Below are 13159 nucleotides of genomic sequence, written 5' to 3'. Positions count from 1 at the left end.
TATATACAATCTATTTACGTTAGTATTGTATATTTTTTTGCTTGTAAAAGGTTGATTGACGCATTTAAATCTCTATCTATTACATTGCCACATTCACATGTATATACTCGGTCAGACAGCTTTAAATCCGACTTTTTTTGACCGCAATATGAACACATTTTAGAAGATGGATAGAATCTGTCCACTTGCCGTAGTTCAATTCCATATTCCCTACATTTCGTTAATAACCATGTTTTAAAAGCATAAAAACATTGTTGCGCTACAGCTTTAGATAGATGTTTGTTCTTCATCATACCTTTCACATTCAAATCTTCTACTACAATAAACGTTGGCTTGGTTTTCACCACATCATTTACAATAGACTTTACATACGCTAATCGAATATTTGCTAGCCTAGCATGTAGTTGTTGCACCCTAAGAATATTTTTGTTTATATTCGCTCTTTTATTAGTAACAGGTTGTTCACCTCTCTTTCTTATATTTTCAAATTTGCGTGATAAAGAGCGTTGTTCACGTTTTAACCATTTTTCTATCTTTTTTACTTGTACTGTTTTATTTATATTTTTGTGAGTTTTTCCATCGCTACGTACAGCGAAGTCTTTAATTCCCAAATCAATTCCTAGACCTACTGTATTGAGAGTTGCATTTGGTTTTACCTCTTTCACTTCACAGAGTATAGACACATAGTATCTTCCTGCTCTTTGATATACTGTACCACTTTTTACAGTTGTATTTTTTGAAATATATCCATACTCTTTTAACCTTATCCAACCAATTGTAGGGACTTTTACTCTATGTCTTTCTACTGTCCAATCTGTTTTGTTGTTTTTCGGAAAGTAGCACTTCACATCTTGCTTCTTCTTTTTTTTATATCGTGGAAACTTAGATAAACCTTTAAAAAACCGCTTAAAAGCTTTATCTCCATTCATAATCGCTTGTTTTACCGCTTTGCTCGACACTTCTTTAATCCACTGGTCACACTCTTTTGTATGAATGTTGTTTAACCATTTGGAAAAGTCATAACCACTAAGAAATTTCCCCTCCGACTCATATACCTCTTTATTTTTAGAGATATACAGGTTATATACATATCGACACACCCCAATAGTTTGACGGATTTTACTAATTTGTTCAGTTGTCGGTTTGATTTCTATTAAATATGCTCTTTTCATAAGTCTTCATCCTCCGACATTTTCTTTTTGTATTTTCTCAACCCATATATTCTACAGCTAAATACATGAATGATAGATATTAAATCCTGAACAAGTTCTTCTTGAATACCCATATATTTCTTATACTGTTCTTCTGTATAATATCTTCTTCCTTTTGGGTTTCGGTAAGCAGGTAAAACACCTTGATTGTCCCACCTTTGCAATGTCTTAACAGAGACATTAAGCATTTCTGAAAATTCTTTCGGTTTATATTGTTTCCTAATTACTTTTCACTATATATGCCTACTTTTGTCTATGTTTTTGTTTACTGTTTCTTTCTCCTCCACCCTTATTATAATATATATTCCAATAAGTAATTTATATTTTACATTACTAATTTAAGTTTCACTTTATTATACACAAAAAAGGAGCCCCTCATAAGAAGCCCCCTCTCCTATATTATAAGAATAAATGACATCCAAATAAAATTGTAAATAAGTATAGTAACGGATGCACTTCCATCCCTTTCCCTTTCACAATTTTCAAGACTGGATACACTAAAAATCCAATTGCAATTCCATTCGCAATACTAGATGTTAACGGAATACCTATAAAAATTAAAAATGCTGGTAACGCATCTTCAAATTCATTCCAATTAATATCTCGAATGCTTTGTGCCATTAAACTACCTACTATAATTAATGAAGGAGCTGTAATAGCGGCTACACTTGATAAAGAAGCAATAACAGGACTAAAAAATGCCGTTATAATTGTTAGACCAACAACTACAATCCCTGTTAATCCAGTTTTACCACCTGCAGCAATACCTGCTGAGGATTCAATCGTCGCTGCTGTTGGGCTTGTTCCAAAGATAGAACCTGTAGTCCCGCCAATTGCATCTGCAATAAACGCTTTACCAAAACGCTTCTCTGTATTGTCTGTAATTAAACCTGCTTGTTTAATTAAACCAAGTAATGCACCTGTTGTATCGAATAAAAGTACAAGTAAAAATGAAAATACAACGCCGTATAATCCGTATTCAATTACATCTGAAAAGGCATTGATTGGGTTTGAAACGATGATACCCTCTGGTAAATGAGGCATCGCCACAATTTTATCAGCAAACTTCAATTGCCCTGTAAAGAAGGCAATAATTCCTGTCACAATCATACTAATAAATAATGCACCACTCACACGCAATGTCATTAATACCGCCGCTAATATTAAACCAATTAAAGTTAAAATAACAGCTGGGGAATGAAAATCACCAATCGTAACTAAATTAGACGGATGATCCACGATAATTCCAGAAAGGCGCAATCCAATAAAAGCAATAAATAGTCCAATTCCACCTGCAATTGCATGCTTTAAACTATCAGGAATTGCTAAAATTAACTTTTGCCTAAACGAAGTAAAAGATAATAAAAGAAAAATAATCCCCGTTACAAATACAGCTGAAAAGGCAACTACATATGTAATCCCTTCTGCCTTCTGTACAACAGAATAAGCAAAATATGCATTCATTCCCATAGCTGGAGCAATAACAATCGGGTAATTCGCGAAAATCGCCATACCTACTGTTCCAACAACGGTTGCAATAATTGTTGCTGTAAACGCTTGGTCAAATGGTACACCTGCATCAGATAATATTTTTGGATTGATGACAAGAATATACGCAAATGTAAAAAAAGTTGTGATGCCAGCTAAAAACTCTTGCTTCACAGAAGTGTTATATTTTTGTAATTGAAACATGCTTATGTACCCTTCCTACACCTGAATTATTATCACACATTCTTTTTCTTACTAGTATGTGAGAAAATATAATACTTAATCTTAACAATCAATAAAAAGAAGAGTCAATATATTCCCTAATAGTTCGAATTTTAAGTTTAAGTCTGACAAGTACAGATGTAGTACAGTTCATTATGATTATTTTTGTAGCATAACAGATAGAAATGTTTTATAATTTGAAATAGTTAAATATTTAGCAAACGCATTCAAATATCGTTCACTCTACAAGGGGGATTCTTCTTATGCAGCACACAAACAAATCTGGAACTTTAAATCGTGGTTTAAAAGAACGACATATTACTTTAATGTCACTGGGCTCAGCTATTGGCGTTGGACTATTTTTAGGATCCGCTTCCGCCATTAAACTAGCAGGTCCTTCTATTTTGCTAGGCTATATGATTGCCGGTCTCGTTATTTTTTTCATTATGCGAGCGCTTGGGGAAATGGCAATTGAACAACCTGTTGCTGGTTCTTTTAGTAAATATGCATATGATTATATTGGACCACTTGCTGGTTATATTACTGGTTGGAATTACTGGTTCTTATGGGTTGTTACTTGTATGGCTGAGATTACAGCAGCTGGTATTTACATGCAGTACTGGTTCCCAGATATCCCGCGCTGGACTTGGGCATTACTTGCTCTATTATTAATGAGCGCTTTTAACTTCTTATCGGTAAAAGTATTTGGAGAACTTGAGTTTTGGTTTGCTCTCATTAAAATTGTCACAATTATCTGTATGATAGTGGTCGGAGCTGGTATTATTTTATTCGGATTCGGAAACGGCGGTATCGCTACTGGTATTTCAAATCTTTGGTCACATGGTGGCTGGTTCCCAAATGGATTTTCTGGGTTACTACTCTCCATGCAGATGGTACTATTCGCTTATTTAGGCGTTGAATTAATCGGTGTTACAGCTGGTGAGGCTCAAAATCCGAAGAAAACACTCGCAAAGGCAATCGATAACGTATTTTGGAGAATTCTACTCTTTTACGTTGGGGCATTATTCGTTATGATGGCAATTTATCCATGGAACGAACTTGGTGAGAAAGGCAGTCCATTCGTATTAACATTCCAACAAATTGGTATCGCAAAAGCAGCAGGTATTATTAACTTTGTCGTATTAACAGCAGCTCTTTCTTCTTGTAACGGTGGTTTATTTAGTACAGGCCGTATGCTATATACATTAGCTCAGCAGAAAAAAGCTCCTGAAAGATTTGGTCTTTTAAATAAAAATGGCATTCCAAGCCAAGGAATTGTAGCAACTGCTATCGTTTTACTAATTGGTGTTATATTAAACTATCTCGTACCTGCAAAGGTATTTACATGGCTTACTAGCATTTCAACTTTCGGTGCAATTTGGACTTGGGGAATTATATTAGTCGCTCAAATTAAATTCCGTAAAAGCTTGCCTACTCAAAATAAACAAAAGTTATCGTATAAAATGCCTTTATACCCATTAAGCTCATATTTCTCACTCGTTTTCCTTGTATTAGTATTAGGTATAATGGCGTATTCAGAAGATACACGAATTGCATTGATTGTCGGCCCAATTTGGCTTATCGGCTTAGCAATCGTATATTACATGAAAGGGTTTCATAAGATTGATGAAACACCTAACTCAAAAATTAGTTAAGCAAAACATCCCTTCCTTATTACTTGGAAGGGATGTTTTTATATCTATATAAATATTTCTCAACAAAATTCACGGTATTTTTACAATTTTTTAATATTTTTTATGTTTTCCGTCTTTATTTTTACAGAAAAATAAATTACATTATTAAAGCACATATATTTATTATTAGGGGGATTCTTCTATGAAGAATAAAAAATGGATTACATTTTCTTTAGCAACAGCAATTACACTAAGTATAGGGACCTCGTTCATACCGTCTACTTATGCCGAAAGCTCTGTAGACCCAGCTCCTGAAATTGCTGCAAAAGTTGTAAATCAAAACAATGGGAAGAAAGTATTATTCGATAATACACACGGTCAAACTGCTGGGACAGCTGACTGGGTTATTGACGGCGGCTTTTCTGACTTCGGAAACGGCATTGCAAAAAACGGATATCACGTAAAGGAACTTCGTAAATCAACACCTATTACGTACGAAGACTTAAAAGATTACAATGTATTTATCATTCCAGAAGCTAATATTCCTTACAAAAAATCTGAGCAGGACGCTATGTTACAATATGTAAAAAATGGTGGTAGTATCTTCTTTATTGCTGATCATTACAATGCAGATCGTAATAAAAATCGCTGGGACTCTTCTGAAGTATTTAATGGATATAGACGCGGTGCTTGGGATAATCCAGCAAAAGGAATGTCTAATGAAGAAGCAAATTCACAAGCTATGCAAGGAGTAGAAAGCTCTGATTGGCTCTCTGACAACTTCGGTATTCGCTTCCGCTACAATGCACTTGGTGATGTTTCAGCGAAAACAATTGTATCGCCTGAACAATCTTTCGGAATTACAAAAGGTGTTTCGTCTGTAGCAATGCATGCTGGTTCTACTCTAGCAATTACAAACCCAAAACTAGCAAAAGGACTTGTTTACCTTCCAGAAAATCCATCAAAATGGAATAACGCTGTTGATAGTGGCGTTTATAATGGCGGTGGTATTGCAGAAGGCCCATATGCTGCTATCGCAAAAGTAGGACTTGGAAAAGCTGCCTTTATTGGTGACTCTTCTCCTGTTGAAGATGCTACGCCAAAATACGTTCGTGAAGATTCTGGTCAAACAAAGAAAACTTACGATGGTTATAAAGAAGAAAACGATGCGATTTTATTAGAAAACATCGTAAATTGGTTATCAAATAAAGAGACATTTACAAGTTTAGATCAAGTAAATGGTTTACAACTTGATTCACCTACAGCTCTACAAACATTTGAACAGCCAAACTTATCAACAGAACCACAACCTGAACCTTGGAGTGCACCAAATGCAGGTTATCAATGGTTTAATACAAATACTTTTAAACCAGGTTCATACGGTTATAACGGTGCGGTAACAACAAGCGACTACGTCGTTACACACCCTAGCATTCTACCAAACAATGAAATTTTCCAAATGAAGATTCAAGTAAATAACTTACTACCTAATACAACGTATAACAACTATTCTTTAGGTATCTTCACTACTGGTGGAACACAAGTGGCTAAAGTACAAAATGCAAACGGCACTTGGCCATCTACTTTCGGATATAGTAGTGCATTTTCTTTCACAACAAACAGCTTAGGCTCTGCTGAGAAAGTTGTAAATGTACAGATTGATTCAAATACAACTGGACAAGCAACGCTTCGTCTACGCCAAAATACAACAACGAAATATAATGAAACTGTAACGATTAATAAGAAATAATAAAAAAGGCAATCCATACATGGATTGCCTTCTTCTCACTTCTCTTCCTTCGAGAAAAACATTCTTGAAATAACGATACCTATACTACCGACGATTAGGAATAACACTGCCCTAATCATCATCGATACCTCTGGTAAGTCAAGTAAGAATAACTTCCCTACCGTTACGACTAAAACGACTAAACCAGCATATAATATTTCATTCATATTTCTATTTCTTCCAAACCAAACCGCAAATAATGCATATACCATCCATAATAACGATACTGATACACTAATTACGCTTCCATCTGTAGATAAAACTTCACCGATTCTCGTAATTGTAATAAATACAATTATCATAAACCAATAGAGCACTATAGAATACATATATTTGCCGAAGCTCGCTAATACTTCTTTCGCTTCTCTCATGCAATAATAGAACGTTCCTATTAAAATAAGATGAGCAACAAAGCCTGCCGAAATAAATTGATCAAACGGGCTAAAAATAGTCTGTATCATTCCAATTGCGTAAACCGTCGCACTAACATACAATTTTATCTGTTGTTTTACTTTAATAGAAGTGACCATGCCGAGGAAACCTTGTAACAATAGTACAATCGCTGCATTCACTAAACTATACTCATATAAAATTGCTAAACTAAATGCTCCCATTGCGAAACCAAATAAGAGATTTGTAAATGTAGAATGTCTATTTTTCCTATATTCACATACGAACATAGCGGCATGTACGAATGCACTAATAATCAATCCCCATGTTGTAAAATCAGGTATTTTTGAAATAGCTAGTATAAAGAACACTGCATTCGCACTAAATATCGCCAAACGTGGCTCTGGTATAAAACTTCTCTCCGTAAACATATGCCAAAATAATAGTAAATGAATCAAACCATATACAATCGTTAACTGTATTTGCAAGTTCTCTACTAACATTGACATAACAGCAAAGAAAACGAAAAGGACAATGGCAGCAACAGCGTAAGAAATCATATATAAGTATTTATAACGATTTTTCAACGCATACCATAATAAACTAAGTGTTAATACTGTCTCATATCCAAAGAAAATATAAGGATTAGGAGTCGTACTATTTAACAAGAATGGTACGAAGAACGCACCGACCGCTACGAAAATAGTGAGATATTCCGATTGATATCTTTTCGCTAAATAAATACCTAAAATAACCCATGCAATATTACAGAGAAACGCGACACTTGCCGGAATAAATGCATACAAATAATGTGCTGCAAACGTCGTTAGAACAATCCCGGTAATACTTCCTCCAGCTAATACTAATCCTAACGCTTGCCGCTCTCTTTTAATTTGAATATCTCCTATATAATACAACCCGATAGATAATGCGATACCAAACACAATTCGTATCGCTGGTGTTAATAAACCAGCATCTACCCCTGCTTTAAATAACCAGATCACTCCAAGCAACATAATACCGACAAATACACGCGGTAACCACGTCTGACAAAACTTAATAATATTAAATGGCTCTGGTTTAAAAGCCGATATATCTACTTGTTTTACCTCACGTTCTTGCACAGGCTCTTTTATCGTAACTATTTCTTCTTTTGGCTTTTCCTCCATTACCGTTTCAATATATTCCTTCTTTTCCTTACTAACATGTTGCTGAGCGTTTTCTACTTCGATTTCCCTTTGCTTCACCTTTAATTCAGCAAGTGCTTCTTGAATCGTTTCAATTGCCGTTTCGAGTGCTTCTATTTTCTTATCCAAATCCTTCTTCATATGCTACCCCCTTATTCGTAACTCTCATTAAACCTATATATTACCAATTATCTTTATCATACTCTTAGTCTATTCATTTTCAATAGTATTTTTCCAAAAAAAGAAAGGTGTCTTCCCAAAATAGGAAAACACCTTTTTACTCATTTATTCTTATTTAAAGCAATACTAACGATAAAACCAAGACACATGCCTATAATAGCTGGAACAATCCACCCAACACCTTCTGTATAAAACGGAATGTATTTTAATACTGACGTCCACTGATTCATCATTACATTTTTATTTAAAATATCAATTGCACTAAATATTGCTACAATCCAAACAGTTACTGCATATACGTATGCATACTTCCCAATATACTGATGGAATAACCCTAGAATAATAAGCGTTAACGCAATTGGATAAATAAATCCAAGAATTGGTACTGATACTTTTAAAATTTGCGTTAACCCTAAATTAGCTAAAATCATACTAACAACGCTTACTATAAATGCCCACAATTTATAAGATACTTTCGGAAATGCACTCGCAAAAAATTGACTACAAGACGTAACAAGTCCAATTGAAACACATAAACACGCGATAGTAAAAATAAGACCTAATAAAACGACTCCGCCCTGTCCAAATAATGTAATCATAACTTGTGCTAACACTTTCGCACCGTTATCAAATGTTCCTAATGAGCCACTAATTGCCCCCACATATCCAAGGATGACATAAATAATCGATAATAATAGTCCTGCCCCAATTCCAGCAATACTCATATATTTCGCTAAACCTTTATCATCTTCAATACCCTTTGCACGTAATGCATTTGCAATAACAATTCCAAAGATTAAAGCAGCTAACGCATCCATTGTTAAATATCCATCTAAAAACCCTTGAAACATAGGAGCTTGGCCATAGTTCCCTATTGGTTCTTTCATATCTCCTACTGTTGTAAACATACTCTTTATAAAAATGAGTGCAATCATACATAATAATAATGGCGTCAAGACTTTTCCAAACAACCCCATTAGTTTAGATGGTGATAAACTTAACCAGTAAACAATACTAAAGAAAATAACTGTGTAAAACAATAATAATCCGTTTCCTGCTTCAGGGAATAACTGACCTGGCCCCATTTCAAAGGCTAAACTTCCCGCACGTGGTATACCAAGCCCAGGTCCAATAAATACATACACGATACATGGAAAAATAATTGCAAATGAAGAATGAACCCTACCCGCTAACGTTTGAAAACTTCCTGCTTTTGCAATAGAGATAACACCTAATATAGGAAGACCTGTTGCTGATATAATAAACCCTACTAATGAAATCCAAACATGTTCTCCTGCTTCATACCCAAGGAAAGGTGGAAATATAAGATTCCCTGCTCCAAAGAACATAGAGAATAACATAAGGCTAATAAGTAAAATTTCTTTTTTCTGTAACAATTTCATTTCTTTCTCCTTCTTTAATTTCATCTTTTATGAAATCAATTTCACATATAAAAAAGTACAATAACCCGCTTCCTTGCAAAGAAAACATAGTCCATAGTCTATCACAAAAGAAACACCCATTCTATAGCTATTCCTCTTTTCCAATTTCTTCTGAAAAATCAACCTTTATTGACTTATAATAGTTAATAAGGTAAAATATTAAATGTACAAAATTATTAACTTTGTTTTTGTTTGTGTCAGGAGGAAAATAACATGGAATCAGCGATACAACTAGAAAGAGAACAACAAAGAAAAAAGAAACATCCTCCAGGTTTATACTTACTCTTCTTTACAGAAATGTGGGAAAGATTTAGTTACTATGGATTACGAGGATTATTAACATTATATTTAACGACAGCTTTAGTAAGCGGTGGTCTTGGGTTTAGTCCCGCATGGGCACTCTCTATTTACGGATTTTACACTGGAGCCTGTTATTTCACACCAATGATTGGTGGATACTTAACAGATCGTTTTCTAGGTAGACGAAAAGCGATTACAATTGGTGGTATAACAATGGCAATCGGTAACCTTACACTATTTGCCTTGCAAAACCAATTAGGCCTATACCTCGGATTAGCGCTTATTATTATCGGTAACGGATTCTTCAAACCGAACATCTCTACACTGGTTGGGGAATTATACGAAGAGAACGATCCAAAACGTGATAGTGCATTTACCATTTTCTATATGGGTATTAACGTCGGGTCATTTTTAGCTCCACTCGTTTGCGGATTTTTATCAGAAAATTTATTCAAAACAACAGTTGATGGCGTTGTACATTACGGATTCCGTTACGGTTTCTTAGCCGCTTCAATCGGAATGATCATTGGACAAATTTTATTTACAACACTATCAAATCGCTTCCTTGGTAATATCGGTAAAAAACCAACTCGCGATTTACAAACAGCTGCTGGACAACCATCAGTAGGAGATACACCGTTAACAAAAAAAGAAAAACAACGTACCGCAGTTATCGTCATTTTAACATGCTTCGTTGTCTTCTTCTGGGCTGGCTTTGAACAAGCTGGTAGCTCATTAACATTATATACAAACAAATTTGTAGACCGCTCTGTGTTCGGATGGGAAGTTCCAACATCTTGGTTCCAATCGGTCAATCCATTATTTATTATTTTGCTTGCTCCAGTCATTTCTGCATTATGGGCAAAACTTGCAACTCGCAAGCAGGGTGATTTAAAAATCCCAACTAAAATGGGACTTGGTATGATCTTGCTCGGTATCGGTTATATCATTCTCGTTATCGCTACATTAAAAACAGGTAGTGATGAACATAACATTACAGAAAAAGCAAACTTACTGTTTATCGTCTTTACGTATCTTTTCCATACGTTAGGTGAGCTATTCTTATCACCTGTCGGACTATCAATGGTTAGTGCGCTTGCTCCGGTAAAATTAGCATCTTTACTAATGGGTGTATGGCTAGCAAGTTCAGGTATCGCCAACATTTTAGGCGGACAACTTGCAAGCTTCACAACTTCACTTGGATACGCTGAAGTATTCACGGTTATTGGCGCTGTGGCAATTGTACTAGGTTGTGTTTTATTATTAATTTCTAAGAAATTAGTGAAATGGATGGATTAAAAAAGATGAGGAATTTCTCCTCATCTTTTTTTATGCTGTTTTACCTTTTTCAATTGCTTGTTCGTACAGCTCTTTATGTTCTTTATATTCACTTGGTACGAAACTCTTATAGAAGAATGAGAACCAGCTGTCTCCCTTTTTATACCCTTCTTCTCGAATTTCCGCTGCTTTTTTATTCGATTTAAATCCTTCAGTAAACCATTTCTTTAACAATTCATTTCTTTCATACTTAGCAGGAACTTTTAAATCATAGTTTTCAAATGCATACTTATAGCCAGCCTTTTCTACTGCCTTTTTTGTAGACTTATAGCCTTTTTCATACGCTGTTTCATATGCCTTCACGTATACTTCTTTCTCTCTATTCCCAGGATTCTTTTCAGCTAGTTCTTTCCCTGTCTTTTCCCCTAACTCAGCTTGCTCTTTTTCAATTTTTTCTGTTCTTTCTTTATTCCCTACTTTGAATCCGTCTGCAAAGTTTACCTTAAACTCTGGAGCAACTTGACTATCGTCCATCGTCTCTTGTGCTAAACCTTGTTCTTTTCCTTTTTCAAAATGCGTTTTCTTCTGCTCTTCTAAAGACCATACGGCTGCATAAGTCGCTTTAAACGCTTGTTTATATGCATCAGATTTTCCAGCTACATGCACTTCTGCATCATTTTTTCCTGCTTTAAAATCAGTTTCTCCATTCTTTTGACCTTCAAGTTGACCTTTTTCCATATCAGCTTGGCGCTGCGCTTCCTCTTGCTTACGTGCCTCTTCAGCTTTTCTTTGTTCCTCGGCTACACGTTGTCTCTCTTCTTCAGCTTTACGCTGTGCTTCTGCATTACGTTGTTTTTCCGCCTCAGCGTTGCGTTGCGCTTCTGCAGCACGTTGTTTTTCCGCCTCAGTATTGCGCTGTGCTTCTGCTTGTCTCTCAGCTTCTACAGCACTATTATTATTCTGGCTAGGAGCTGGGCTCGTTGCGCCACTACTAGAAGCTGGTTTATTGTGATAATGATATTCCCCGTACTGTAATCCCCATTTCTCACAATTTGTACGACACGTATGTCCGCCATTAGCATCTGTACGCCCTGGATGTGCATAAGCTGAAATTGGAGCTACCAATAACGCTATACTCGTTGTTAAAAGAAGTTTCTTCACCTGTTGTCTCACTCTTGTTCCTCCTAAAATATAGAATCCTAACTTTATTATACATAAATATAATAATATTTGAATAAAAACCAAAATATTCTATTATTTCTCAACATTAGTAAAAAAAGAAGGTGAACTCTTTAAAGAGTTCACCTTCTTTTTTACTTCTTCGCCTTCGTTCCTACTAAATCACCAGCAACAACATAACGCTTAGAATTATCCTTTACAGATACACATGTAATAAGCGTTATCTCATCTTTCCCATGATCCTCTACAACTTCCCACTTATCAGGAGTTACTTCAGATACACCAGTAACCGTATACTCATATTCATTTTCATTGTCATACAAATAGATTTTATCGCCTTTTTTCAAAGAAGCTATATCACTAAATAAAACACCTTTTTTAGACATATTATGTCCTGCTAATGCGTAATTTCCTTTTCCCATAACTTGATTCTCTTTTACTGTCGCTGCACCTGATAATAAGTTTTTTTCAGTAGAAGCTTTTAAAACAGGCAGTTCTACTGAAACACTTGGAATCGAAATACGACCAATTACTTGTTTCTTATCTAATGATGCATTCGCTACTTCCGCCAAGTCTGGTTGATTAATTTTGGAAGCATCTACAAATTCCGTCTCATGCTTTTCATAATCCATCTTTTGAACAGCCTGCACATTTTCAGTCTGTTTCTTTTCAGCCTGATATCCATCATAAAATGGCTTTCCAATTAATACGCCACCTACAACAAATAGCAGAATTGCTACTATACTATAAATTCTTTGCTTATTCATACACAGTTCCTTTCCCTTACAAAATCTTACTCTATATAAAATGATAAAATAATATCGCTATATGTACAAGTATTAGCTTAAAAAGAAACCTT

General features: G+C 35.2%; 10 protein-coding genes. 3 read left to right on the top strand and 7 right to left on the bottom strand.

From position 1 onward, the window contains the following. Window positions 1-14 precede the first annotated feature (14 nt). From DN404_RS23545 to DN404_RS23535, 3 genes are all read right to left on the bottom strand, one after another. Window positions 15-1172 (bottom strand): RNA-guided endonuclease InsQ/TnpB family protein, encoded by a 1158-nt coding sequence (locus tag DN404_RS23545; protein ID WP_149215521.1) that lies wholly within the window; start codon window positions 1170-1172, stop codon window positions 15-17. Further along, entirely contained in the window at window positions 1169-1435 is a 267-nt protein-coding gene (locus DN404_RS23540; RefSeq protein WP_149215526.1) for a MerR family transcriptional regulator, read from the bottom strand. The genes DN404_RS23545 and DN404_RS23540 overlap by 4 nt, the downstream gene beginning before the upstream one ends. Before the next feature lie 175 nt (window positions 1436-1610). Then, complete coding sequence (locus DN404_RS23535; protein ID WP_000487192.1) at window positions 1611-2903, bottom strand: NCS2 family permease; 1293 nt, start codon at window positions 2901-2903, stop codon at window positions 1611-1613. A gap of 281 nt (window positions 2904-3184) precedes the next feature. On the opposite strand from DN404_RS23535, the gene DN404_RS23530 reads away from it, so the two are divergent. After that, a complete protein-coding gene (locus DN404_RS23530) occupies window positions 3185-4576 on the top strand; it encodes an amino acid permease (RefSeq protein ID WP_149215520.1) in 1392 nt (463 codons plus the stop codon). Between the two features lie 181 nt (window positions 4577-4757). After that, window positions 4758-6305, top strand: a complete 1548-nt coding sequence (locus DN404_RS23525) for a DNA-binding protein (protein ID WP_149215519.1) — start codon at window positions 4758-4760, stop codon at window positions 6303-6305. 35 nt (window positions 6306-6340) lie between these two features. On the opposite strand, the gene DN404_RS23520 is transcribed toward DN404_RS23525, so the two are convergent. Further along, window positions 6341-8062 (bottom strand): DUF2339 domain-containing protein, encoded by a 1722-nt coding sequence (locus DN404_RS23520; RefSeq protein ID WP_044307206.1) that lies wholly within the window; start codon window positions 8060-8062, stop codon window positions 6341-6343. A gap of 140 nt (window positions 8063-8202) precedes the next feature. Then, entirely contained in the window at window positions 8203-9504 is a 1302-nt protein-coding gene (gene brnQ1 / locus DN404_RS23515) for a branched-chain amino acid transport system II carrier protein BrnQ1 (RefSeq protein WP_149215518.1), read from the bottom strand. A gap of 252 nt (window positions 9505-9756) precedes the next feature. On the opposite strand from brnQ1, the gene DN404_RS23510 reads away from it, so the two are divergent. Then, complete coding sequence (locus DN404_RS23510) at window positions 9757-11142, top strand: peptide MFS transporter (RefSeq protein WP_000443143.1); 1386 nt, start codon at window positions 9757-9759, stop codon at window positions 11140-11142. Between the two features lie 30 nt (window positions 11143-11172). On the opposite strand, the gene DN404_RS23505 is transcribed toward DN404_RS23510, so the two are convergent. Together DN404_RS23505 and DN404_RS23500 are read right to left on the bottom strand one after the other, a co-directional pair. Continuing rightward, entirely contained in the window at window positions 11173-12294 is a 1122-nt protein-coding gene (locus tag DN404_RS23505) for a YHYH domain-containing protein (protein WP_048558574.1), read from the bottom strand. A gap of 140 nt (window positions 12295-12434) precedes the next feature. Next, window positions 12435-13067, bottom strand: a complete 633-nt coding sequence (locus DN404_RS23500; protein WP_001041727.1) for a class A sortase — start codon at window positions 13065-13067, stop codon at window positions 12435-12437. Between the last annotated feature and the right edge of the window lie 92 nt (window positions 13068-13159).

It is taken from the genome of Bacillus sp. TE8-1 (assembly GCF_008368855.1).
Taxonomy (GTDB): Bacteria; Bacillota; Bacilli; order Bacillales; family Bacillaceae_G; genus Bacillus_A; species Bacillus_A cereus.
This window is presented reverse-complemented; position numbering and strand designations above follow the sequence as displayed.

What these genes read in the sequence shown, in the direction of transcription:
- DN404_RS23535 (WP_000487192.1), bottom strand. Translation starts at nt 2,903, where the DNA reads ATGTTTCAATTACAAAAATATAACACTTCTGTGAAGCAAGAGTTTTTA.
- brnQ1 (WP_149215518.1), bottom strand. Translation starts at nt 9,504, where the DNA reads ATGAAATTGTTACAGAAAAAAGAAATTTTACTTATTAGCCTTATGTTA.
- DN404_RS23525 (WP_149215519.1), top strand. Translation starts at nt 4,758, where the DNA reads ATGAAGAATAAAAAATGGATTACATTTTCTTTAGCAACAGCAATTACA.
- DN404_RS23510 (WP_000443143.1), top strand. Translation starts at nt 9,757, where the DNA reads ATGGAATCAGCGATACAACTAGAAAGAGAACAACAAAGAAAAAAGAAA.
- DN404_RS23520 (WP_044307206.1), bottom strand. Translation starts at nt 8,062, where the DNA reads ATGAAGAAGGATTTGGATAAGAAAATAGAAGCACTCGAAACGGCAATT.
- DN404_RS23545 (WP_149215521.1), bottom strand. Translation starts at nt 1,172, where the DNA reads ATGAAAAGAGCATATTTAATAGAAATCAAACCGACAACTGAACAAATT.
- DN404_RS23530 (WP_149215520.1), top strand. Translation starts at nt 3,185, where the DNA reads ATGCAGCACACAAACAAATCTGGAACTTTAAATCGTGGTTTAAAAGAA.
- DN404_RS23500 (WP_001041727.1), bottom strand. Translation starts at nt 13,067, where the DNA reads ATGAATAAGCAAAGAATTTATAGTATAGTAGCAATTCTGCTATTTGTT.